Origin of the sequence: Streptomyces sp. AM6-12, assembly GCF_044327085.1 — a bacterium.
Classification (GTDB): Bacteria; Actinomycetota; Actinomycetes; order Streptomycetales; family Streptomycetaceae; genus Streptomyces.
Genome location: NZ_JBIQWN010000001.1, coordinates 2,883,145 through 2,904,552, shown reverse-complemented (window position 1 = coordinate 2,904,552; position 21,408 = coordinate 2,883,145). Strand labels below are relative to the sequence as shown.

Annotated in this window: 22 protein-coding genes and 1 riboswitch; of the genes, 10 read left to right on the top strand and 12 right to left on the bottom strand. The window is 71.6% G+C overall.

Annotation, left to right across the window (positions count from 1 at the left end):
• Position 1 precedes the first annotated feature (1 nt).
• The gene (locus ACE4Q9_RS12985; protein ID WP_397984404.1) at positions 2-961 is read left to right on the top strand and encodes an ABC transporter substrate-binding protein; all 960 of its coding nucleotides are present in this window, start codon (positions 2-4) and stop codon (positions 959-961) included.
• 7 nt (positions 962-968) lie between these two features.
• On the opposite strand, the gene ACE4Q9_RS12980 is transcribed toward ACE4Q9_RS12985, so the two are convergent.
• On the bottom strand, positions 969-1,703 hold the full coding sequence (locus tag ACE4Q9_RS12980) for an isocitrate lyase/phosphoenolpyruvate mutase family protein (protein ID WP_397984403.1): 735 nt from the start codon (positions 1,701-1,703) through the stop codon (positions 969-971).
• Positions 1,700-2,197: a carboxymuconolactone decarboxylase family protein gene (locus ACE4Q9_RS12975; RefSeq protein ID WP_397984402.1), complete on the bottom strand. Its 498-nt coding sequence runs from the start codon at positions 2,195-2,197 to the stop codon at positions 1,700-1,702. The genes ACE4Q9_RS12980 and ACE4Q9_RS12975 overlap by 4 nt, the downstream gene beginning before the upstream one ends.
• A gap of 46 nt (positions 2,198-2,243) precedes the next feature.
• Here ACE4Q9_RS12975 and ACE4Q9_RS12970 point away from each other — a divergent pair, with 46 nt between their 5' ends.
• A complete protein-coding gene (locus ACE4Q9_RS12970; RefSeq protein ID WP_397984401.1) occupies positions 2,244-3,632 on the top strand; it encodes a PLP-dependent aminotransferase family protein in 1,389 nt (462 codons plus the stop codon).
• Positions 3,633-3,643: 11 nt separating this feature from the next.
• Here the strand turns inward: ACE4Q9_RS12970 and ACE4Q9_RS12965 are convergent, their stop codons facing one another.
• The gene (locus tag ACE4Q9_RS12965; RefSeq protein ID WP_397984400.1) at positions 3,644-4,501 is read right to left on the bottom strand and encodes a helix-turn-helix domain-containing protein; all 858 of its coding nucleotides are present in this window, start codon (positions 4,499-4,501) and stop codon (positions 3,644-3,646) included.
• A gap of 582 nt (positions 4,502-5,083) precedes the next feature.
• Positions 5,084-5,926: a DMT family transporter gene (locus tag ACE4Q9_RS12960; protein WP_397987200.1), complete on the bottom strand. Its 843-nt coding sequence runs from the start codon at positions 5,924-5,926 to the stop codon at positions 5,084-5,086.
• Between the two features lie 128 nt (positions 5,927-6,054).
• Between ACE4Q9_RS12960 and ACE4Q9_RS12955 the strand changes: the two genes are divergently transcribed.
• From ACE4Q9_RS12955 to ACE4Q9_RS12935, 5 genes are all read left to right on the top strand, one after another.
• The gene (locus ACE4Q9_RS12955; protein WP_397984399.1) at positions 6,055-6,435 is read left to right on the top strand and encodes a hypothetical protein; all 381 of its coding nucleotides are present in this window, start codon (positions 6,055-6,057) and stop codon (positions 6,433-6,435) included.
• A 13-nt stretch (positions 6,436-6,448) separates the two neighbouring features.
• On the top strand, positions 6,449-7,633 hold the full coding sequence (locus tag ACE4Q9_RS12950) for a glutathionylspermidine synthase family protein (RefSeq protein ID WP_397984398.1): 1,185 nt from the start codon (positions 6,449-6,451) through the stop codon (positions 7,631-7,633).
• 73 nt (positions 7,634-7,706) lie between these two features.
• Positions 7,707-7,794, top strand: a riboswitch (ZMP/ZTP riboswitch).
• Between the two features lie 33 nt (positions 7,795-7,827).
• Positions 7,828-9,276: a glycine hydroxymethyltransferase gene (locus ACE4Q9_RS12945; RefSeq protein ID WP_397984397.1), complete on the top strand. Its 1,449-nt coding sequence runs from the start codon at positions 7,828-7,830 to the stop codon at positions 9,274-9,276.
• A gap of 104 nt (positions 9,277-9,380) precedes the next feature.
• Positions 9,381-10,397 (top strand): tryptophan--tRNA ligase, encoded by a 1,017-nt coding sequence (trpS, locus tag ACE4Q9_RS12940; RefSeq protein WP_397984396.1) that lies wholly within the window; start codon positions 9,381-9,383, stop codon positions 10,395-10,397.
• A gap of 226 nt (positions 10,398-10,623) precedes the next feature.
• A complete protein-coding gene (locus ACE4Q9_RS12935; RefSeq protein WP_397984395.1) occupies positions 10,624-11,208 on the top strand; it encodes a 2'-5' RNA ligase family protein in 585 nt (194 codons plus the stop codon).
• Positions 11,209-11,215: 7 nt separating this feature from the next.
• On the opposite strand, the gene ACE4Q9_RS12930 is transcribed toward ACE4Q9_RS12935, so the two are convergent.
• Positions 11,216-11,971 carry an SDR family NAD(P)-dependent oxidoreductase gene (locus ACE4Q9_RS12930; RefSeq protein WP_397987199.1) on the bottom strand — a complete coding sequence of 252 codons (756 nt, stop codon included), beginning with the start codon at positions 11,969-11,971 and terminating at the stop codon, positions 11,216-11,218.
• 162 nt (positions 11,972-12,133) lie between these two features.
• On the opposite strand from ACE4Q9_RS12930, the gene ACE4Q9_RS12925 reads away from it, so the two are divergent.
• Positions 12,134-13,045 carry a YihY/virulence factor BrkB family protein gene (locus tag ACE4Q9_RS12925; RefSeq protein WP_397984394.1) on the top strand — a complete coding sequence of 304 codons (912 nt, stop codon included), beginning with the start codon at positions 12,134-12,136 and terminating at the stop codon, positions 13,043-13,045.
• Here ACE4Q9_RS12925 and ACE4Q9_RS12920 read toward each other — a convergent pair.
• A complete protein-coding gene (locus tag ACE4Q9_RS12920) occupies positions 12,993-14,216 on the bottom strand; it encodes a D-alanyl-D-alanine carboxypeptidase family protein (RefSeq protein WP_397984393.1) in 1,224 nt (407 codons plus the stop codon). The genes ACE4Q9_RS12925 and ACE4Q9_RS12920 overlap by 53 nt on opposite strands.
• 79 nt (positions 14,217-14,295) lie before the next feature.
• Between ACE4Q9_RS12920 and ACE4Q9_RS12915 the strand changes: the two genes are divergently transcribed.
• Both ACE4Q9_RS12915 and ACE4Q9_RS12910 read left to right on the top strand, forming a co-directional pair.
• The gene (locus ACE4Q9_RS12915) at positions 14,296-14,544 is read left to right on the top strand and encodes an SCO4848 family membrane protein (protein WP_159704337.1); all 249 of its coding nucleotides are present in this window, start codon (positions 14,296-14,298) and stop codon (positions 14,542-14,544) included.
• Positions 14,545-14,771: 227 nt separating this feature from the next.
• Positions 14,772-16,316, top strand: coding sequence for an ABC transporter substrate-binding protein (locus ACE4Q9_RS12910; RefSeq protein ID WP_397984392.1), 1,545 nt, complete (start codon positions 14,772-14,774; stop codon positions 16,314-16,316).
• Between the two features lie 9 nt (positions 16,317-16,325).
• Here the strand turns inward: ACE4Q9_RS12910 and ACE4Q9_RS12905 are convergent, their stop codons facing one another.
• The 6 genes from ACE4Q9_RS12905 to sdhA form a co-directional block, all read right to left on the bottom strand.
• Entirely contained in the window at positions 16,326-16,922 is a 597-nt protein-coding gene (locus ACE4Q9_RS12905; RefSeq protein WP_397984391.1) for a Uma2 family endonuclease, read from the bottom strand.
• A 90-nt stretch (positions 16,923-17,012) separates the two neighbouring features.
• Positions 17,013-17,753: a TetR family transcriptional regulator gene (locus tag ACE4Q9_RS12900; protein ID WP_397984390.1), complete on the bottom strand. Its 741-nt coding sequence runs from the start codon at positions 17,751-17,753 to the stop codon at positions 17,013-17,015.
• Positions 17,754-17,790: 37 nt separating this feature from the next.
• Complete coding sequence (locus ACE4Q9_RS12895; RefSeq protein ID WP_397984389.1) at positions 17,791-18,201, bottom strand: VOC family protein; 411 nt, start codon at positions 18,199-18,201, stop codon at positions 17,791-17,793.
• A 53-nt stretch (positions 18,202-18,254) separates the two neighbouring features.
• Complete coding sequence (locus ACE4Q9_RS12890; protein WP_397984388.1) at positions 18,255-18,773, bottom strand: hypothetical protein; 519 nt, start codon at positions 18,771-18,773, stop codon at positions 18,255-18,257.
• A gap of 96 nt (positions 18,774-18,869) precedes the next feature.
• Entirely contained in the window at positions 18,870-19,649 is a 780-nt protein-coding gene (locus tag ACE4Q9_RS12885; protein ID WP_397984387.1) for a succinate dehydrogenase iron-sulfur subunit, read from the bottom strand.
• Positions 19,649-21,403 carry a succinate dehydrogenase flavoprotein subunit gene (gene sdhA, locus ACE4Q9_RS12880; RefSeq protein WP_397984386.1) on the bottom strand — a complete coding sequence of 585 codons (1,755 nt, stop codon included), beginning with the start codon at positions 21,401-21,403 and terminating at the stop codon, positions 19,649-19,651. The genes ACE4Q9_RS12885 and sdhA overlap by 1 nt, the downstream gene beginning before the upstream one ends.
• Positions 21,404-21,408: the final 5 nt, after the last annotated feature.

The following is a 21,408-nucleotide window of genomic DNA, read 5'->3' as shown; positions in this document are numbered from 1 at the left end:
CATGCGGATCCGATTGCGCACGACCATTCCGGTCGCGCTCGCCGTGCTGGGCCTGACCACCGGCTGCGGCGCCGCCGACATGACCAAGCAGGCCAGCCCGTTCGCGCACACCGGCGGCGGCAAGAGCGTCACGCTGTCCGTGCAGTCCTGGGTGGGTGCCGAGTCCAATGTGGCCGTCGCCCAGTACCTGCTGGAGCACAAGCTGGGCTACCGCGTCGACACCGTGCAGGTGGACGAGGTGCCGGCGTGGGACGCGCTGAGCCAGGGCCGGGTCGACGCCATCCTGGAGGACTGGGGCCACCCCGACCAGGAGAAGCGCTACGTCGACGACAAGAAGACGATCGCCCGCGCCGGTGATCTCGGGGTGACCGGGCACATCGGCTGGTTCGTGCCCACGTACCTCGCCAAACAGCACCCCGACATCACCGACTGGCACAACCTCAACAAGTACGCCTCCCTCTTCCGCACCGCGGAGAGCGGCGGCAAGGGCCAGCTGATGGACGGCTCCCCGTCCTACGTCACCAACGACAAGGCCCTGGTGAGGAACCTGAAGCTGGACTACCAGGTCGTCTTCGCCGGCTCCGAGGCCGCGCAGATCACGCAGATGAAACAGTTCGCCAAGGAGAAGAAGCCCTTCCTGACGTACTGGTACTCGCCGCAGTGGCTGTTCAAGAAGGTCCCGATGACGGAGGTGAAGCTGCCGCCGTACAAGGACGGCTGCGACGCGGACGCGGCGAAGATCGCCTGCGCCTACCCGCGCACCCCGCTCCAGAAGTACCTGAACGCGGACTTCGCGAAGTCGGGCGGCAAGGCGGCGGAGTTCCTGAAGAAGTTCCGCTGGACCACCGACGACCAGAACGAGGTCTCGCTGCTGATCGCCCAGGACAAGATGTCCCCCGACGCGGCGGCCGAGAAGTGGGTGGACAGCCACCCCGCCGTCTGGAAGAAGTGGCTGTCCTGAGCGCCCGCTAGCGCAGCCCGGTGGCGAGTTCGGCCGCCGCGGCCGTGGCCCGGCGCTGGAGCTGTGGTCCGAAGGTGATCCGGGTGGCCCCGAGCCCGCCGAGCGCGGCGGGTGCGGGGCCGTCCCCGTCCAGGAGGGCCAGCGCGTTCAGCGGGCCCTCGATCCCGGACCGCAGCACGGGCAGTACGGCCGCCGGGGCCAGAATCGGGTACGCGCACTCGGCGCCCGCCGCGATGTACGACGCGGCCCGGTCGATGGCCTGCTCGACGGCCCGATCGGGGTCCCCGTCGCCGTGCGCGAAGGTGTCGACGCGGGCGTTGAGGAAGATCCGGCCCGCCGCGGCCGCGCAGAACCGGGCCAGGTAGTCGGCGTGCTCCCGCGGGTCCTTCAGCGCGCCCCGGGTGGAGTCCTCGATGTTGCAGCCGACGGCGCCCGCCTCCAGCAGCCGCTCCACCAGCTCCGCCGGCGCGAGCCCGTACCCGTCCTCGACGTCCGCCGTGACCGGCACGTCCACCGCGCGGGTGATCCGCGCGATCGCCGCGAACATCTCGTCCGCCGGGGTCTCGCCGTCCGCGTACCCGAGCGCGGCGGCGACCCCCGCGCTCGGCGTGGCCAGCGCCTCGAACCCCGCCTGTGCGAAGGCCCGCGCGCTGGCCGCGTCCCACGGGCCGGGCAGGATCAGCGGGTCACCCGGCGGGCGCCCCAGGTGCAGCGCGCGCAGCGCCTCGACGCCATCGCTCACTGGTGCTGCCCCGGCTGGTAGTGGCCCGGCGTCATCCGGGCGGTGACGCCGAACCGGTTCCAGGCGTTGATCACCGTGATCGCGGCGATCAGCCGGGTCAGCTCGGCCTCCTCGAACTGCTTGGCGGCCCGCTCGTACACCTCGTCCGGCACGAAGCCGTCGGTCAGCACGGTGATCGCCTCGGTCAGCTCGATCGCCGCCAGCTCCTTCTCGGTGTAGAAGTGCCGCGACTCCTCCCACGCGCCGAGCTGGACGATCCGCTCCACGCTCTCCCCGGCCGCGAGCGCGTCCTTGGTGTGCATGTCCAGGCAGAACGCGCAGTGGTTCAGCTGCGAGGCGCGGATCTTCACCAGTTCCAGCAGCTTCGCGTCCAGCCCCTGACGTGCGGCGATGTCCAGCCGCACCATCGCCTTGTACACGTCCGGAGCGTGCTCGCTCCAGCTCAGACGGGGGGCGTGCTCGGGGGCGTACTCGGTCTTCTCATCCGTGGTCATGCCTCCAACCTAGAAGCGGGGCAGCCCAGGAGTATGGTCCATTTCCATGGCGGAATCCTGGGCCACTTCGGGCGTCGACCTGCATCTGGAACCGGCCGGCCCCGGCGGGCTGCGCCGGGGGCTGACCGACGCCCTGCGCGACGCGGTCCGCACCGGCCGGCTCGCCCCCGGCACCCGGCTGCCCTCCTCGCGGGCCCTCGCCGCCGATCTCGGCATCGCCCGCAACACCGTCGCCGAGGCGTACGCCGACCTGGTCGCCGAGGGCTGGCTCACCGCCCGGCAGGGCTCCGGCACCCGCGTCGCCGCACGCACCGTGGTCCCGCCGAGCGGCCCCGCCCGCCGGCCCCGCGCCCCGGCCCGGCCCACCCACAACCTCGTCCCCGGCACCCCCGACCTCGCCGCGTTCCCGCGCGCCGAGTGGGCCAGGGCCGCCCGCCGCGCCCTCGCCGCCGCCCCCAACGACGCGCTCGGCTACGGCGATCCGCGCGGCCGCGTCGAACTGCGCACCGCCCTCGCCGGCTACCTCGCCCGCGTCCGGGGCGTCCGCGCCGACCCCGGCAACCTGGTCGTCACCGCCGGCTTCTCGCACGCCCTGCGCGTCCTCGGCCCGGTGCTGCGCGCCCGCGGGGCCCGCTCGGTGGCCGTCGAGTCGTACGGCCTCGACGCCTACTGGGGCCTCCTCCAGGCCGCCGGGCTCGCCACCCCCGCCCTGCCCTGGGACGAACTCGGCACCGATCCGGGCCCGTTGACCACCGAGGGCGCCGTACTCCTCACCCCCGCCCACCAGTTCCCCATGGGCATGCCCCTGCACCCCGACCGGCGCACCGCGGTGGTGGACTGGGCCCGCCGCACCGACTCCCTGGTCCTGGAGGACGACTACGACGGCGAGTTCCGCTACGACCGCCAGCCCGTCGGCGCCCTCCAGGGCCTCGACCCCGACCGGGTCGTCTACCTCGGCACCGCCAGCAAGTCCCTCGCCCCCGGTATCCGGCTGGGCTGGATGGTGCTGCCGCCGGCCCTCGTCTCGGAGGTGCTCGCCGCCAAGGGGCACGCCGACACCGTGGGGGTGCTCGAACAGCTCACCCTCGCCGAGTTCCTCACCTCCGGCGCCTACGACCGCCAGGTCCGCGCCGCCCGGCTGCGCTACCGGCGCCGCCGTGACGCCCTCGCCGCGGCCGTCGCCGAACGCGTGCCCGCCGTCCGGGTCACCGGGGTCGCCGCCGGTCTGCACGCGCTGCTGCGGCTGCCGCCGGGCACCGAGTCCTCCGTCGTCCAGGCCGCCGCCTGGCAGGGCCTCGCCCTGCACGGCCTCTCCTTCCACCGCCATCCCGAGGCCGTCGCCGAGCAGGTGGACGCGCTGGTGGTGGGGTACGGGACGCCGTCGGACAGCGCGTGGGCGGGCGCGCTGGAGGCACTGTGCAGGGTGCTGCCCTAAGGGGCGGCGGTTCAGTGGGCCGCCGGGCGGAAGACCAGGGAGAAGAACCGGGCGCCCGGCGAACCCAGCGGCTGCGCCGCGCACAGGGTCACCAGGCCCCGCGTGGACGGGGCGTGTTCGGCGCAGCACCGGTCGGCGCGGCCGGCTGCGAGCCCCGCGTGCCGTACCGGGCGGGTGTCCCCGTCCTGCTGCACGTACGTGATGTCGTGCCGGCGGTAGACGGGCCCCACCACCGGGTCGTCGTTCACCTCCGCGTCCAGCTGCCGCAGATCGGGGTTGTCCGGGTGGGCCGCCACCGCCGCCCGCAGCTGGGCCGCCACCGGTGCCGCCCACCGCTGCTCCCAGTCCACCAGATGGTGCTCGCGCGCCTCCTCGCGCAGCAGCAGCCAGCGCATCACGTTCCGCTCGGGCAACTCCGGTGGCGCGCCCTCCCGTCGGGGGAACATGCGCAGGAAGTCGTCGTTCCAGGCGAGCAGGTTCCACGCCACGTCGTTGACGTAGCAGGGCACGCCGGACATGCTCTGGACCGCCGTGAACCAGGCCGGGTCCACCCGCGTGCCGGCCTCCGGGTTCATGGGGACCGGCGGCTCGTGGCCCAGCGCGTAGACGTACAGCGCGGACCGCTCCGGCTCCGCCATGCGCAGCACCCCGGCGACCGCGTCGAGGAACTCGGACGCGGGGGAGGGCATGTCGCCCCGCTCCAACTGGGCGTAGGTGCGCTCGGAGACGTACAGCGCGTGCGCCACCTGGGCCTGCGAGAGCCCGGCGGACCGCCGGCCTCGGCCGGTACGGCGGGGCCAGCCCAGCTCGACGGGATCGATCAGCGAACGCTTGTGCCGCAGCAGCGACCGCAGGGCATCCCGGTCCATCCCCACTCCCTCTCGGCGCGGGCCGCCTCACCGGCCCGCCAAATACCGGAAGTCTACGTTCCTGAAAATCCGCTTCCTGGTCACCGACGGCCGCAGACCGCAGGATGGTGCCCGGACCGGTTGCGCTGCGGGGGGCGCAGCCGGTCCCTCGTCTTCCAGAACCCTCGCACCACCGGCCCGCGTTGCCTTTCGCCGACCCGTTCGCCGGTCCCCGCCACCGGCCCGCCCCCTTCCGCGCCCCACTCGCCGGCCCTGCCACCGGCCCGCTCGCCGACCCCGCCACCGGCCCGCTCGCCGGCCCTGCCACCGGCTCACTCGGCGGTCCCGTCGCCGGTCTGCCGTCTTTCGCCGACCGGTTTGCCGGTCCCCGGTACCGGTCCGTCACCCTTCCGCGGCCCGCTCGCCGGCCCTGTTACCGGCCCACTCGCGGGTCCCCGCCATCGGCCCGCTCGCTGGCCCGCGTCACCGGCCCGCCGCCTTTCGCCGACCCGTTCGCCGGTCCCCGGCACCGGCCCGTCACCCTTCCGCGCCCCGCTCGCCGGTCCCCGTCACCGGCCCGCTCGGCAAGGTCCGCCGCGGTCGTCAGCCTTCGGTGGCCTGTTCCGCCGGCTCCGTCGCCGGGGCCTCGCCGAAGCGGGCCAGGGCCAGGGCGCCGGCCACGGCCACCGCGAAGCCCAGCACGGCCAGCCAGGCCATGCCCTCGCGGGTGCGGTCGCCGAGCCAGACCACGCCGATGGCCGCGGGGCCGAGCGTCTCGCCGATCACCATCCCGGCGGTCGCCGTGGTGACCGAGCCGCGCTGGAGGGCCGAGGTCAGCAGCATGAAGGCGGCACCGCCCCCGAACACCAGGGCGTACGCCGCCGGGTTGGTGAACAGCGTGGCGGGCGCGAGGCTGTCGATCAGCCGGACCGACACCTCGACCACCCCGAACCCGAACCCGGCGCCGAGCCCGAGCACCAGCCCCCGCGCCCGCCCGGACAGCCGCCCGCCCGCGAGCCCGAGCAGCAGCAGCCCGACCCCCACCCCGAGCATCACCCACCGCAGCGTGTCCGCACCGGCCTTGCCGCCCTCCGGCCCGGAGGCGAGGCCCAGCATCGCGAGCCCGGCGCACACCACCCCCACCGCGCCCCACTCCATGCCGCGCAGCCGCACCCCCAGCAGCCGCGCCGCGACCACCGCCGTCACCGCGAGGCTGGCCGCGAGGGCGGCGCCGACCGCGTAGATCGGCAGCGAGCGCAGTGCCGCGATCTGGAACAGGAAGCCCAGCCCGTCCAGCCCGAGCCCGGCGATGTACCGCCACTGCCGCAACGCCCGCAGCAGCAGCGCCGCCTCACCGCCGCCACCGGGACCGGCCTGTCGCGCCGCCACCGCCTGCAACACCGTCGCGGTACCGAAACAGACCGCCGCGCCAAGGGCGCACACCATTCCAAAGAGCACAAAGGGACTCTAAGGGAGCCCCGCCACCACCCTGTCATGCTCACCCCCCTTGGCCGGTTCTCTCACCCCTCTCTAGGCTTGCCGCACCGCACATCGCACACGGGGGAGACACGAACATGGCCGAAACCAGGCGACGGCTGCGCTCCGGCACGGTGGTCCTCGGCAGCGTCGGCCTGCTGGCCGCCGCGCTCACCGCCTGCTCCTCGGAGCCGGACAAGCGCTGCGTGGACCGGAACAGCTACAGCTACACCAAGGGCTACAAGGTCGTCTCCGGCAAGAACTGCAAGGCGGTCAAGTCGGCGGTCGACGGCGCCTGGTACTACGGCGGCAAGACGAAGGGCTCCTGGGTGGACGGCGGTTCCTTCACCAAGCCCCGCACCGGCTCCGGGCACTCGACGGGCCACTCCACGAACCACTCCTCGACGCACTACGGCTCCGGCTCCGGCGGCGTGCACCGCGGCGGCTTCGGCGGCGGCTCGCACAGCTCCGGCGGCTGACCGGGACCGCCGCATGGAACGCCGTACCACCACCCCCCGCCCCGGCTGGCAGCGCACCGTCGAGGAGCAGGGCCTCGTCTACCCGCTCACCCGCCACCCCGACGGAAGCCTGCGCCCCTACTGGGACGAGAGCGCCTACTACGTCTTCTCGCTGCCCGAGATCGAGGCGCTGGAGGAGACGGTCGCCGAACTGCACGCCATGTGCCTGGCGGCGGCGGAGCACATCGTGGCGCGGGGCCGCCTCGCCGACCTCGGCATCACCGACCCCGCCGTCGCCGCCGCCGTCACCGAGTCCTGGCACCGCCGGGCCGAACTCCCCTCCTTCTACGGCCGGTTCGACCTGCGCTACGACGGCACGGGCCCGCCCAAGCTGCTGGAGTACAACGCCGACACCCCCACCTCCCTGGTGGAGGCCGCCTCCCCGCAGTGGTTCTGGATGGAGGATCGCTTCCCCGGCGCCGACCAGTGGAACTCGCTGCACGAACGCCTGGTGGACTCCTGGCGCAGACAGTCCGCGCTGCTCCCGCCCGGAAGTCTCCTGCACTTCGCGCACTCCGCCGCCGACGAGCTGGGCGAGGACCTGATGACGGTCGCCTACCTGAAGGAGACCGCGGAGCAGGCGGGCCTCGCGACCGACTGGCTCACCATGGAGGAGATCGGCTGGGACACCCTCTCCGGCCGCTTCGTGGACAAGCGGCTCCGGTTCATCCGCGCCCTGTTCAAGCTCTACCCCTGGGAATGGCTCACCACCGACGCCTTCGGCGGCCATGTCCTGGACACCCTGGACAACGGCGGCAGCACCGGCAGCACCCTGTGGATCGAGCCGGCCTGGAAGATGCTCCTGAGCAACAAGGCCCTGCTGGCGATCCTGTGGGAGCTGTACCCCGGCCACCCGAACCTGCTGCCCGCCCACCTCGACGGCCCCCGCGACCTCGCCGCCACCACCGGCTACGCCGCCAAGCCGCTGCTGGGCCGCGAGGGGGCGGGCATCACCCTGCACCCGCCGGGCGGCCCGCCCGCCGTCCGCCCCGACCCCTGCTGCTACCAGCAGCTCGCGACTTTGCCCGCCTTCGACGGCAACCACGTCGTCCTCGGCGCCTGGGTCATCGACGACGAGCCCGCGGGCCTCGGCATCCGCGAGTCGGCGAGCCCCGTCACCGACGAGTACGCCCGCTTCCTGCCCCATGTGATCCTCTGAGCACCGCGGCCGGCGCCCCTCGCCCGCATGGTGGACGCCGGATCTCCCCGCCTCCACCCGGCCGGTACGCTGAGCCACGGGCCGTGACTGGCGCGCAGGGATGGGACGGACCATCGGGGAGCGGCCCGCGGGAAACAGTGCCGTGCGCCTGGGCCGAACGTGAACGCCGAAACGCACCCCGTCCGGAGGTCCCCATGCCAGAGCAGCACCTGTCCACCGAGTCCACCGCCTTCCGCGCCGCCCTCGACGTGATCCGCGCGGTGGAGCCGCGCGTCGCCGACGCGATCGGCCAGGAGGTCACCGACCAGCGCGCGATGCTCAAGCTGATCGCCTCCGAGAACTACGCCTCCCCGGCGACCCTCCTCGCGATGGGCAACTGGTTCAGCGACAAGTACGCCGAGGGCACCGTCGGCCGCCGCTTCTACGCCGGCTGCCGCAACGTGGACACCGTGGAGTCCCTGGCCGCCGAGCACGCGCGCGAACTCTTCGGCGCCCGGCACGCCTACGTCCAGCCGCACTCCGGCATCGACGCCAACCTCGTCGCCTTCTGGGCCGTACTCGCCGACCGCGTCGAGGCCCCCTTCCTGGCGAAGACCGGCGCCCGCCAGGTCAACGACCTCACCGACGCCGACTGGGCCGAGCTGCGCCAGGCCTTCGGCAACCAGCGGATGCTCGGCATGTCCCTGGACGCCGGCGGCCACCTCACCCACGGCTTCCGCCCGAACATCTCAGGAAAGATGTTCGACCAGCGCTCCTACGGCACCGACCCCGCGACCGGCCTCATCGACTACGACGCGCTGCGCGCCCAGGCCCGCGAGTTCAAGCCGCTGATCATCGTGGCCGGTTACTCGGCGTACCCCCGCCTGGTGAACTTCCGGATCATGCGCGAGATCGCGGACGAGGTCGGCGCGACCCTCATGGTCGACATGGCCCACTTCGCCGGCCTCGTCGCGGGCAAGGTCCTCACCGGCGACTTCGACCCGGTGCCGCACGCCCAGATCGTCACCACCACCACCCACAAGTCGCTGCGCGGCCCGCGCGGCGGCATGGTGCTGTGCGACGACTCCCTCAAGGACCAGGTGGACCGGGGCTGCCCGATGGTCCTCGGCGGTCCGCTGCCGCACGTCATGGCGGCGAAGGCGGTCGCCCTGGCCGAGGCCCGGCAGCCCGCGTTCCAGGACTACGCGCAGCGCATCGTGGACAACTCCCGCGCCCTTGCCGAGGGCCTGATGCGCCGGGGCGCGACCCTGGTGACCGGCGGCACGGACAACCACCTCAACCTGATCGACGTGGCGACCTCCTACGGCCTCACCGGCCGCCAGGCCGAGGCCGCCCTGCTGGACTCCGGCATCGTCACCAACCGCAACGCCATCCCGGCCGACCCGAACGGCGCCTGGTACACCTCCGGCATCCGCATCGGCACCCCGGCCCTGACCACCCGCGGCCTCGGCACGGCGGAGATGGACGAGGTGGCCGGCCTGATCGACCGCGTCCTGACCACGACCGAGCCGGGCACCACCAAGTCCGGCGCGCCGAGCAAGGCCGCCCACGTCCTGGACGAAAAGGTCTCCGCCGAGATCGCCCAGCGCGCGACGGACCTGGTCGCGGGCTTCCCGCTGTACCCGGAAGTCGACCTGGGCTGATCAACGCCGTCAGGGCAATGCACTGAAGGCGCGGGGCCGTATCGGATACGCGGCCCCGCCGCCCAGGGCCGAGCCCACCCCCAGCCGATGAGAGAATGGGCCACATGGCCCCCGCTGAAAAGCCCCGCGTGCTCTCCGGTATCCAGCCCACCGCCGGCTCGTTCCACCTCGGGAACTACCTCGGCGCCGTCCGCCAGTGGGTATCCCTCCAGGAGACCCACGACGCCTTCTACATGGTCGTCGACCTGCACGCGATCACCGTCCCCCAGGACCCCAAGGAGCTGCGGGCCAACACCCGCCTCGCCGCCGCCCAGCTCCTCGCCGCCGGTCTGGACCCGGAGCGCTGCACCCTGTTCGTGCAGAGCCACGTGCCCGAGCACGCCGAGCTGGCCTGGGTGATGAACTGCCTGACCGGCTTCGGCGAGGCCAGCCGGATGACCCAGTTCAAGGACAAGTCCGCCAAGCAGGGCGCCGAGCGCGCCTCGGTCGGCCTGTTCACGTACCCGGTCCTCCAGGTCGCGGACATCCTGCTGTACCAGGCCCACCAGGTGCCGGTCGGCGAGGACCAGCGCCAGCACATCGAGCTGACCCGCGACCTGGCCGAGCGCTTCAACGGCCGCTTCGGGCAGACGTTCACGATCCCGTCGCCGTACATCCTCAAGGAGACGGCGAAGATCTACGACCTCCAGGACCCGGCGGTCAAGATGAGCAAGTCGGCGTCCACGCCGAAGGGCCTGATCAACCTCCTGGACGAGCCGAAGACCACCGCCAAGAAGGTCAAGAGCGCGGTCACCGACACCGACACCGTCATCCGCTACGACGCGGAGGCCAAGCCGGGCGTCTCCAACCTGCTCACCATCTACTCCGTCCTCACCGGAAAGCCGGTCCCCGAGCTGGAGCGGGAGTACGAGGGCAAGATGTACGGCGCACTCAAGACCGACCTCGCCGAGGTCATGGTCGAGTTCGTGACGCCGTTCCGGGAGCGCACCCAGCAGTACCTGGACGACGCCGAGACGCTCGACTCGATCCTCGCCAAGGGCGCCGAGAAGGCCCGCGCCGTCGCCGCCGAGACCCTCGCGCAGGCGTACGACCGGGTCGGCTTCCTCCCGGCGAAGCGCTGACCGGAGCACCGGCCGAGGCGCTGACCGGAGCACCGGACGGCACGGTTCGCGCCGGGGGGCACGGAACCGGCGCGACGGCGCACGGCCGTTCGCACGTCCACGTGGGCAGAGCGCTGCACATCACTTCCGTTGCGCCTGCCCACAGGACATCCATAGCCGTACAGTCGGAGCCGAAGGCCCGTACGAGTCGGCCGAGCAGACGACGGACGCGACGACAGGAGACGACGTGGGGACCGTAACGATCGGCGTGTCGATCGCGGTTCCGGAGCCTCACGGCAGCCTGCTCCAGGAGCGGCGCGCGGGCTTCGGCGACGCCGCGGCCTACGGCATCCCCACCCACGTCACCCTGCTGCCGCCGACCGAGGTGGACCGCGCCGCGCTGCCCGCCGTCGAGGCCCATCTCGGCAAGGTGGCCGCCGCCGGCCGCCCGTTCCCGATGCGGCTGCACGGCACCGGCACCTTCCGGCCCGTCTCCCCGGTGGTCTACGTCCGCGTCGTGCGGGGCGCCGAGGAGTGCGCCCTGCTCCAGCAGCGGGTCCGCGAGTCCACCGGGCCCTGCGCCCGCGAACTTCAGTTCCCGTACCACCCGCATGTCACCGTGGCGCACGGCATCGAGGACGCGGCGATGGACCGCGCCTTCGCGGAGCTGGCCGGTTTCGAGGCCGAGTGGCCGTGCACCGGGTTCGCGCTGTACGCGCAGGGCGCCGACGGAGCCTGGCGCAAGCTGCGCGAGTACGCCTTCGGCGGCCGGGTCGTACCGTCCCAGGCGGGCCCCGCCGGCATCGGCAGCGGGACCATCGCCGGCCGCTGACGGGCCGTCACAGCGGCAGTCTGCGGAACAGCGCCCGTGGCGTGTGCCGCAGCGCGGCCGTCACCAGCCGCAGCACACCCGGCACCCACACCGTCTCCGCGCCCCGACGCAGGCCCAGTTCGATCGCGGTGGCGACCGCCTGAGGGCTCGTGGCGAACGGCTCGCGGGGCCGGCCCGCCGTCGCCCTCGTCCGCACGAATCCGGGTCGTACGACCATCACATGCACCCCCGTGCCGTACAGCGCGTCGCCGAGGCCCTGGGCGAAGGTGTCGAGGCCCGCCTTGCTGGAACCGTAGATGAAGTCGGCGCGGCGGGCGCGTTCGGCGGCGGTGGCGGACAGGACGACGAGCGAGCCGTGGCCCTGGGCCTGGAGGGCGCTCGCGGCGACGAGACCCGCGGAGACCGCCCCGGTGTAGTTGGTCTGCGCGACCCGCACGGCCCGCAGCGGCACCCGCTCGTCGTGGGCCTGGTCGCCGAGGATGCCAAAGGCGAGCAGCACCAGGTCGACGGCGTCCTCGGCGAACACCTTGCCGAGCACGGTCTCGTGGGAGGCGGGGTCGAGGGCGTCGAAGCCGACCGTACGGGTGTCCGCGCCGAGCGCGCGCAGGCTCTCGGCGGCCTGCTCCAGCGCGGGGGAGGGGCGGCCGGCCAGCCAGACGGTGCGCGCCCCGCGGGCGATCAGCCGGCGGGTGGTGGCGAGCGCGATCTCGGAGGTGCCGCCGAGGACGAGCAGGGACTGGGGCAGGGCGAGGGCGTCCTTCACAGGCATGCCCGTGACCGTATCGTCCGCATGTGTGCCCTTCATCCACGAACGTCACCTAGTCGGGGTGAAGACCACCCGAAAGTGGGATGGCGGGGCTTCCGCTGCGTGAAACGGTCGCGACTACCCGGACATGGGAGACCGCACACCGGGCAGGGAAGGATCATGGACTGGCTGAAGAGACTGCCCGTCGTCGGGCCGCTGGTGACCTGGCTGACGGCCACGCACGCGTGGCGGGCGTACGAGCGGCTCGACCGGGTGAAGTGGTCCCGGCTGGCGGCGGCGATGACGTTCGTCAGCTTCGTGGCGCTGTTCCCGCTGCTCACCGTGGCCGCGGCGATCACCGCGGCCACGCTCAGCCCGGCCCGGCAGCAGACCGTCGAGCACAAGGTCGCCGAGCAGTTTCCGGGGGTCGTCTCCCAGCAGCTGGACATCACCACGCTGGTCCAGAACGCGGGCACCGTCGGCGTCATCGCGGGTGCCGTGCTGCTGCTCACCGGCGTCAACTGGGTCGGCCAGGTGCGGGACTGCCTGCGCGCGGTCTGGGAGCTGCCGGACCAGGACCAGAACCCGCTGGTCGCCAAGGCCAAGGACGCCGGCATCCTGATCGGCTTCGGCGGTGCCCTGCTCGTCACCCTCGCCGCGTCCACGCTCGCCACGGCGGCCGTCGGCCGGGTCTCCGACGGACTGGGCCTCGCCCAGCACGGCTGGGGCTCCGCGCTGCTGTGGGTCGCCGCCTTCGCCGTCGCCGTGCTCGCCGACTTCCTCGTCCTGCTCTACGTGCTGACCCTGCTGCCCGGCGTGGAGCCGCCGCGCCGCCGCCTGGTGCTCGCGGCACTGCTCGGCGCGGTCGGCTTCGAACTGCTGAAGCTGCTGCTCAGCGGCTACATCCAGGGGGTCGCCGCCAAGAGCATGTACGGCGCGTTCGGGGTCCCCGTGGCGCTGCTGCTGTGGATCAACTTCACCGCGAAACTGGTCCTGTACTGCGCCGCCTGGACGGCCACACCGGGCGGGACGCCGAAGCTCACGGCCGTGGCCGACGGCGCATCAGGTCCGGCAGCGGCCACCGGCGGTTGACCAGGAAGACGCCGCCCGCCAGCAGGACGAGCAGCCCGCCCGCGACGGCGAGCGCGGTGCCGATCCCGCGCGAGCCGGTCGCGGCGGCCGCCACCGCCTTCGGACCGGCCTGCCCGGCGGGCGCCGACGCCTCCGGCGAGCCGCCCGGCGCTGTACTCGCCGGCGCGGCGCTCCGCGGCGGCACCAGCTCGCCCACCGGCTTGACCTTGCCGGCCGCCTGGAAGCCCCAGTCGAACAGCTTCGCCGTCTCCTTGTAGACCTCGTTGTGCTCCTGCTTCTGCGGATTCATCACGGTGACCAGCAGCACCCGCTTGCCGCGCTGGGCGACTCCGGTGAAGGTGGCGCCCGCGTGGGTGGTGTTGCCGTTCTTCACCCCGGCGATGCCCTGGTAGACCGGCACATCCGTGTCCCCGCTGAGCAGCCGGTCGGTGTTGCGGATCTGCTTGCCGTCGAAGTCGGCGCTCACGGTGGAGCAGTAGTCCCGGAAGTCCTTCTTCTGGAGTCCGGAGCGGGCGATCAGGGTGAGGTCGTACGCCGAGGACACCTGGCCCGGCGCGTCGTAACCGTCGGGGGAGACCACACGGGTGTCCAGGGCCTGGAGTTCGTCCGCGTGGCGCTGCATGTCCTGGACGGTCTGGGCGACGCCGCCGTTCATCGCGGACAGCACGTGCACGGCGTCGTTGCCCGAGCGCAGGAACACCCCCAGCCACAGGTCCCGGACGCTGTAGCTGCGGCCTGCCTTGACACCGACCACGCTGGAGCCCTCGCCCATGCCCGCGAGGTCCTTCGCGGCCACCTTGTGCTCCGCCGTGCGCGGGAAGCGGGGCAGCAGGGTGTCCGCGAACAGCATCTTCAGGGTGGACGCCGGGGGCAGCGCCCAGTGCGCGTCGTGGGCGGCCAGTACCTGGCCCGTCTGGGCGTCGGAGACGATCCAGGAGCGCGCGGTCAGGCCCTCGGGCAGTACCGGGACGCCGGGCGCGAGGTTCACCTGGGTGCCGGGCCGTCCGAGCCGGGCACCGCCGAGCGCCGACATGTGGGCCGGGGGCGTGGCCGCCGGGGCGGTGCCGGCGGCGGGGGCGGCGAGTGCGGCGGGCGCGGTGGCGGTCAGGGTCAGCAGGGTCGCGGCGCCGGCCAGCAGCGAGCGCCGGGCGGTCGTACGGAGTGCGGGCACGGCCCCGGACGTACCCGTGGCCCACCGGGTGGACCGGACCCAGCCCCTGCTCCCGGAGCGCACCCCGGATACTGGAGGTATGAAACTCAGCCGCCCGGTCTCCTGGTTCCTGCTCGCCTTCGGGGTGTGGAGCTGGTTCATCTGGATCACTTTCGTAAAGAACCTGGTCAAGGACGGCAGTGGGCTCGCCTTCCATGACGGCCGGCCGACCGCCTACTTCTGGGTGCACCTGGTGCTGGCGATCGTCTCCTTCGTATTGGGGACGGTCATCGGGGGCATCGGGTTGCGCGGTCTGCGAGCCCTGCGCCGGGAGCCGTCGCCCATGTGACCGGAATCTCCTCCCCCGCCTGTGGAGACGCTGTGAAGGTGTGGCGGACGCCCGGCGGAGACAACGTCTTGGGCAAGTTCTTCCACAACTGGTCAGAAAGCCCTTCCCACGCCGAAACACGTGTGATTGGGTGAGCCGCGTCACTCAGGGGAGTGGCGCAATTTGTGCTGACCAGGGGTAGGGCCTCACAAGGGTCTGGGGAGGGCACCACCGTGCGATCTGTTCGCATGCGGATTGTCGTGACGTTGCTCGTACTGGCTGTCGTGGGCATCGGCGGCTGGAAGCTGCTGCCGTCACAGGAGAACAAGAACAGGACCATCACGGTCGGGACGACGGACGCGGTCACCTCGCTCGACCCGGCCGGGGCGTACGACGCGGGCTCCTGGGCCCTGTTCAGCAATGTGTTCCAGACGCTGCTGAGCTTCGAGCCGGACGGGGTGCAGCCGGTGCCGGACGCGGCCAGGAGCTGTGCCTTCGTCGGCAGCGATCTGAAGACGTACCGGTGCACGCTGCGCGACGGCATCAAGTTCCCCAGCGGCCGGGCGATGACGGCCCAGGACGTGAAGTTCTCCTTCGACCGGGTCAAGCGGATCAACTCCGACGTGGGCCCGTCCTCCCTGTTCGCCGCCCTGTCCGCGGTGACCGCCGACGACGCGCGCACCGTCACCTTCCACCTGTCGGCGCCGGACGCCACCTTCCCGCTGAAGGTCGCCACCGGCGCGGGCGCGATCGTGGACCGGGAGACCTACCCGGCGGACTCGCTGCGCAAGGACTCCTCGGTCGACGGCACCGGCCCCTACCGGCTCACCTCGTACACCAAGGGCCGACAGGCCCGGCTCGCGCCGAACCCGACCTACAAGGGCTACCTCTCCTCCACCGGCCGCCCGATCGACCTGCGGTACTACAGCGACTCCGCGCAGCTGAACGCGGCGTGGAAGGCGAAGGACATCGACGTGGCCTCGCGCACGCTGCCGCCCGACGTGCTCGCCGGGCTGAACACGAGCGACCCGAAGGAGCGGGTGTCCGAGTCCGACTCCTCCGAGACCCGCAACCTGTACCTCAACACCCGCGCCAGCTCCCCGCTGCACGACGTACGGGTGCGGCGGGCGGTCGCCTGGCTGGTCGACCGGGAGCAGCTGGCGGCCACGGTCTACCAGGGCACGGTCGACCCGCTGTACTCCCTGATCCCGACCGGCATCACCGGCCACACCACGTCCTTCTTCGACACCTACCCGACGCAGAGCTCGAAGAAGGCGCGCGCCCTGCTCACCGAGGCCGGGGTGAGCCTGCCGGTCCGCTTCACCTTCGCCTACGGCAAGGGCCAGGGCCCCGGCGAGCAGGAGGCCGCGGCGCTGAAGAAGCAGCTGGAGGCGGGCGGCCTGTTCCAGGTCGACGTCAAGGGTTACGAGTGGACCGACTTCCAGAAGCGGATGGCCGCGGGCAAGCTCGATGCGTGGACCGTCGGCTGGGTCGCGGACTACCCCGACGCCGACACCTTCGGCCAGCCCCTCGTCGGCACCGGCTCCACCATGGCCACCGGCTACAGCAACAAGACGGTCGACCAGCTCATCCGCAACAGCCAGCAGTTCGCCGACCGCAGCCGCGCCGCCACCGACTTCCAGCAGATTCAGTCCACCATCGCCGACGACGTCCCGCTGATCCCCCTGTGGCAGCGCAAGGAGTACACGGTCACCTCGGAGGACGTCGGCGGCGGCCAGTACCTGATGGACGCCACGGGCGTGTACCGCCTGTGGCGCCTGGACTGGATCTGACCGGCGGCCTCAGCTCTGCCCGGTCTGGATGATCTGCTCGACGTCGACGGTGACCTTGGCGCCCAGCGAGTCGGGGAGCGCGACGGTCTCGCCGGGGGCGTGCACGCGATGATTCGCGTACTCGCTCCCGGCCGGCTCCGTGAGCACGTGCAGACGCTGGTGCTTGCGGTCGACGATGACGTAGACCGGAATCTTGGCCTCCGCGTAGGCGGCCACCTTGGTGCGCAGGTCGGTCCGGAAGTTGCCGGAGGTGACCTCCAGGACCATGCGGAAGCAGACGGGGTCGTAGCAGTTGTTCTCGATGTAATGGTCCCGGTAGTCGGCGTCGACCAGGGAGAGGTCGGGGATGGCGTAATCCTCGGCTCCAGTCGGCAGCCAGAGACCGACCCCTTGGACCAGTCTGGATTCCGTCCCGTGCAACCCGGCTGCCATGAAGGGAGCCATCAAGTCGGTCAGGACGTCGGCGTGCGGGCCGTCAGCGGGCGGGGACACGATGATCTGGTCTCCGATGATCTCGACGCGATAGCCCGGAAGGCGCTTCATGATCCGCGCGGCCTCCGCGGTCAGCGGACGGTCATGAGATCGCTCGACTGCTGCTGCGGACATCAGGTGCCTCCCAAGGACCGGCATCGAGAACATCATGGTAGGCAGACCGACGGCCGGACGTCCCTTTCCCGCACCTTCACCCGAAAGTGATCACTCGGCCGGGTTTCGCCCCGGAGCCGGCAGCAGCCGCGTCATCCCCGGCAGGAAGTCCGTGAACAGTTCGTGGACCTCCAGGACCAGGGGGCGCAGGACGCGGAAGCGGGAGAGGGTGACGCCGCGGGTGGTGAGGCGGGCGCCGCGGCGGGCGAGGCGGTAGCTGCGCTCGCGGTTCTCAGTGCGGTCGAAGATCCAGTACATGACGAGGCCCATCTGGGAGAGCCACAGCAACTCCGGCAGCACGTCCCGGAGTTCGGCCGGCACCTTGGCCTTCGAACCGGCCAGCACCTCCCGGTGCACCTGGATCGCCTGCTCGCGCGCGTGCTCGCTCTCCTGCGAGAAGGGGCTCAGCGGGCTGTCCGGGTCGGCGGCGTTCTTGAAGAACTGCACCGCGAACTCGTGATACGGCCGCGCGATGTCCAGCCAGGTGGTGAGCACGCCCGCGAGTCGCGTCTCCAGGTCCGTCTCCTGCTCCAGGATCCCCCGGACCGCCTGCCGGTGCTCGGCCGCGATCCGGTCGTAGAAGCCCTGGATCAGGTGTTCCTTGCCCTCGAAGTAGTAGTACGCGTTGCCGACGGAGACCCCCGCCTCCTGGGCGATCGCCCGCATGGTGGTCTTGTCGTACCCCCGCTCCCGGAACAGCCGCATGGCCGTCTCCAGGATCAGCGCACGGGTCTGCTCGGACTTGCTGCTGGGGGTACCGGCCGCCGCTGGACCGTCGTTCTTCACGGGCACGCCACAGAGCCTAACCAGTGCCGTCCGGGCGCCCGGCTCAGCCTCGGCGGCCCAGCTCCGGGCGCCGGGTGTAGTCCGTCAGGCCGAGCACGTTGCCCCAGGGGTCCGCGATCTCCACCGTCCAGCCGGTCGCCGTCTGGAACACCTCGTCCATCGGCTCGATGCCCGCCGCGACGAGCCGCCGCGCCGCCGCCCGCGCGTCCGGCACCTCCAGCCACAGGCGCGGCGAGGGCCACGGCGGACTGCGGTGGCCCAGTGCCTCCTCCACCCGCAGCAGGACGCCGGGCGTCTCCTTCCCCGCCGTGAGCAGCGCGATCCCGGCCTCGTCGAACCGGAACCCCACCCCGAACCCGGCCCGCTCGTAGAACCCGACGGCCTCCGCGAGATCCCCGACGGGGAGCAGTACGTTGTCGAACCCGAGCAGTTCGTACGACTCTACGTCTGACATGTCGTCAGGTTAGGACGCCGCTCCCCGGATCCCGTGATGACCGGGCCGTCGGCTCACATGCTGCTCAGCGAGCGGGCGTAGTTGACCTGGCCCATGATCGCCGCGAACGCGTCCGGGCCGTACGCCGGGATCATCGTCTGGTGGTGCCGCCCCGCGCTGGTCACGGTGACCTGGATGTAGCCCGTGGTCCGCTTCTCCTTCATCAGCAGGAAGAGCAGCCCGAGCAGGCAGAGCAGGGCGAACACGACCGCGAGGACGATCGCGTGCGTCGGTATCTTCTCCTCGGTGCGCGACATGTCCGTCGCGTTCCAGACCGCACCGCGCAGCGGCATCTGCCCGGCCGGCGTGATGATCTGATCGCCTATCACCGTGATGTCGCCCAGGGCGAGCAGCGGAGCGCCGCCCGGCGGCAGGGCACCCGCCGCGGCCGGCTGCTGCGGAAAGCCGTACCCCGGCGCGGGCGCCTCCGCGGCGGGGTAGCCGTACCCCGGCGGCGGCGTGTCGGAGGGCGCGGGCGGATGGCCGGGGCCCCAGTCGCCGACGCCGCTCTGGTACGGGTTCTGCTCGGTCACGCTGGTGCCCCCGGTAGGTCGTGAAAGGCGTGGACAAGATACGAGGGCCGTCCCCCCGAACGGGTGAACGGCCCTCGTATTGTGCCAGGTGTCGCGTCAGTAGCGGCGAGTGATCAGGGCCCGCTTGACTTCCTGGATCGCCTTCGTGACCTCGATGCCACGCGGGCACGCGTCGGTGCAGTTGAAGGTCGTACGGCAGCGCCACACGCCGTCCCGGTCGTTCAGCACCTCGAGACGCTGCTCCCCGGCCTCGTCACGCGAGTCGAAGATGAAGCGGTGGGCGTTGACGATCGCGGCCGGGCCGAAGTACTGGCCGTCGTTCCAGAACACCGGGCAGGACGACGTGCACGCGGCGCACAGGATGCACTTGGTGGTGTCGTCGAAGCGCGCCCGGTCCTCCGCGGACTGCAGACGCTCGCGCGTCGGCTCGTTCGTGTCCTTGGTGATCAGGAACGGCATCACGTCCCGGTACGCCTGGAAGAACGGCTCCATGTCCACGACCAGGTCCTTGAGGACCGTCAGGCCCTTTATGGGCTCGACCGTGATCGGCTTCTCGGGGTTGATGTCCTTGATCAGCGTCTTGCAGGCGAGGCGGTTCTTGCCGTTGATCCGCATCGCGTCCGAGCCGCAGATGCCGTGCGCGCAGGAACGGCGGAACGTGAGGGTGCCGTCGATGTCCCACTTGATCTTGTGGAGACCGTCGAGGACACGCTCCTTCGGGTCGATCTCCAGCTGGAAGTCTTCCCAGACGGCCTCCGCCGAGACCTCCGGGTTGAACCGGCGGATCCGGAAGGTGACCGTGATGTAGGGGGAGTCGGCGAAACCGGGCTCGGGCCGGCCGGCCGCGTCCGCCTTGTCCAGAACAGGGGTAGCCATCAGTACTTACGCTCCATCGGCTGGTAGCGGGTCTGGACGACCGGCTTGTAGTCGAGACGGATGGACTCGGTGCCGTCGTCGCCCACCTCGCGGTACGCCATGGTGTGGCGCATGAAGTTGACGTCGTCGCGGTTCGGGTAGTCCTCGCGGTAGTGACCGCCGCGGGACTCCTTGCGGGCCAGCGCCGACGTGGCCATGACCTCGGCCAGGTCGAGCAGGTTGCCCAGCTCGATGGCCTCCAGCAGGTCCGTGTTGAACCGCTTGCCCTTGTCCTGGATGGACACGTTCTTGTAGCGCTCGCGCAGCTCGGCGATCTTCTCGACCGCCGTCTTGATCGTCTGCTCGGTGCGGAACACCATGACGTTGGCGTCCATGGTCTCCTGCAGCTCGCGGCGCAGCGTGGCCACCCGCTCGTTGCCGGTGGAGTTGCGCAGCCGCTCGATCTGCTCGACGACGAACGACTCCGGGTCCTCCGGCAGCTCGACGAAGTCGGCCGTGTGGGCGTACTCGGCGGCGGCAATGCCGGCGCGGCGGCCGAAGACGTTGATGTCCAGCAGCGAGTTGGTGCCCAGTCGGTTGGCGCCGTGCACCGACACGCAGGCGACCTCGCCGGCCGCGTACAGACCCGGCACGACGGTGGTGTTGTCCGCCAGGACCTCACCCTCGACGTTGGTCGGGATGCCGCCCATCGCGTAGTGCGCGGTGGGCTGGATCGGGATCGGGTCCGTGTACGGCTCGATGCCGAGGTAGGTGCGCGCGAACTCGGTGATGTCCGGGAGCTTGGCGTCCAGCTGCTCCGGCGGCAGGTGGGTGAGGTCCAGGTACACGTGGTCGCCCTCGGGACCGCAGCCGCGGCCCTCGCGGATCTCCGTGTAGATGGAGCGGGACACGACGTCACGGGACGCCAGGTCCTTCATGACGGGAGCGTACTTCTCCATGAAGCGCTCGCCGTCCTTGTTGCGCAGGATGCCGCCCTCACCACGGGCGCCCTCGGTGAGCAGGATGCCCATGCGCCAGATGCCGGTCGGGTGGAACTGGAAGAACTCCATGTCCTCCAGCGGCAGACCCCGGCGGTAGCACGCGGCCTGGCCGTCACCGGTCAGGGTGTGCGCGTTGGAGGTCACCTTGAAGAACTTGCCGGTGCCGCCGGAGGCGTAGATGACCGACTTCGCCTGGAAGATGTGGATCTCGCCGGTCGCCAGCTCGTAGGCGACGACACCGGCGGACTTCTTGACGCCGTCGACCTCGCTGATCAGCTGGTCCAGGACGTAGAACTCGTTGAAGAACTCCACGCCCTCCTTGACGCAGTTCTGGTACAGCGTCTGGAGGATCATGTGACCGGTGCGGTCGGCCGCGTAGCACGCGCGGCGGACCGGGGCCTCGCCGTGGTTGCGGGAGTGACCGCCGAAGCGGCGCTGGTCGATGGTGCCGTTGGGCGTCCGGTTGAACGGCAGGCCCATCTTCTCCAGGTCGAGGACCGCGTCGATGGCCTCCTTCGCCAGGATCTCGGCGGCGTCCTGGTCGACCAGGTAGTCACCGCCCTTGATCGTGTCGAAGGTGTGCCACTCCCAGTTGTCCTCCTCCACGTTGGCGAGCGCGGCGGCCATGCCGCCCTGCGCGGCGCCCGTGTGGGACCGGGTGGGGTAGAGCTTGGTCAGGACCGCGGTGCGGCTGCGCTTCGTCGCCTCGATGGCGGCACGCATGCCCGCGCCGCCGGCGCCGACGATGACGGTGTCGTACTTGTGGATCTTCATGATTC

Coding starts and splice junctions, on each gene's coding strand:
- ACE4Q9_RS12985 (WP_397984404.1), top strand. CDS start 2: ATGCGGATCCGATTGCGCACGACCATTCCGGTCGCGCTCGCCGTGCTG.
- ACE4Q9_RS12975 (WP_397984402.1), bottom strand. CDS start 2,197: ATGACCACGGATGAGAAGACCGAGTACGCCCCCGAGCACGCCCCCCGT.
- ACE4Q9_RS12970 (WP_397984401.1), top strand. CDS start 2,244: ATGGCGGAATCCTGGGCCACTTCGGGCGTCGACCTGCATCTGGAACCG.
- ACE4Q9_RS12965 (WP_397984400.1), bottom strand. CDS start 4,501: ATGGACCGGGATGCCCTGCGGTCGCTGCTGCGGCACAAGCGTTCGCTG.
- ACE4Q9_RS12960 (WP_397987200.1), bottom strand. CDS start 5,926: ATGGTGTGCGCCCTTGGCGCGGCGGTCTGTTTCGGTACCGCGACGGTG.
- ACE4Q9_RS12955 (WP_397984399.1), top strand. CDS start 6,055: ATGGCCGAAACCAGGCGACGGCTGCGCTCCGGCACGGTGGTCCTCGGC.
- ACE4Q9_RS12950 (WP_397984398.1), top strand. CDS start 6,449: ATGGAACGCCGTACCACCACCCCCCGCCCCGGCTGGCAGCGCACCGTC.
- ACE4Q9_RS12945 (WP_397984397.1), top strand. CDS start 7,828: ATGCCAGAGCAGCACCTGTCCACCGAGTCCACCGCCTTCCGCGCCGCC.
- trpS (WP_397984396.1), top strand. CDS start 9,381: ATGGCCCCCGCTGAAAAGCCCCGCGTGCTCTCCGGTATCCAGCCCACC.
- ACE4Q9_RS12925 (WP_397984394.1), top strand. CDS start 12,134: ATGGACTGGCTGAAGAGACTGCCCGTCGTCGGGCCGCTGGTGACCTGG.
- ACE4Q9_RS12915 (WP_159704337.1), top strand. CDS start 14,296: ATGAAACTCAGCCGCCCGGTCTCCTGGTTCCTGCTCGCCTTCGGGGTG.
- ACE4Q9_RS12910 (WP_397984392.1), top strand. CDS start 14,772: ATGCGGATTGTCGTGACGTTGCTCGTACTGGCTGTCGTGGGCATCGGC.
- ACE4Q9_RS12905 (WP_397984391.1), bottom strand. CDS start 16,922: ATGTCCGCAGCAGCAGTCGAGCGATCTCATGACCGTCCGCTGACCGCG.
- ACE4Q9_RS12895 (WP_397984389.1), bottom strand. CDS start 18,201: ATGTCAGACGTAGAGTCGTACGAACTGCTCGGGTTCGACAACGTACTG.
- ACE4Q9_RS12885 (WP_397984387.1), bottom strand. CDS start 19,649: ATGGCTACCCCTGTTCTGGACAAGGCGGACGCGGCCGGCCGGCCCGAG.
- sdhA (WP_397984386.1), bottom strand. CDS start 21,403: ATGAAGATCCACAAGTACGACACCGTCATCGTCGGCGCCGGCGGCGCG.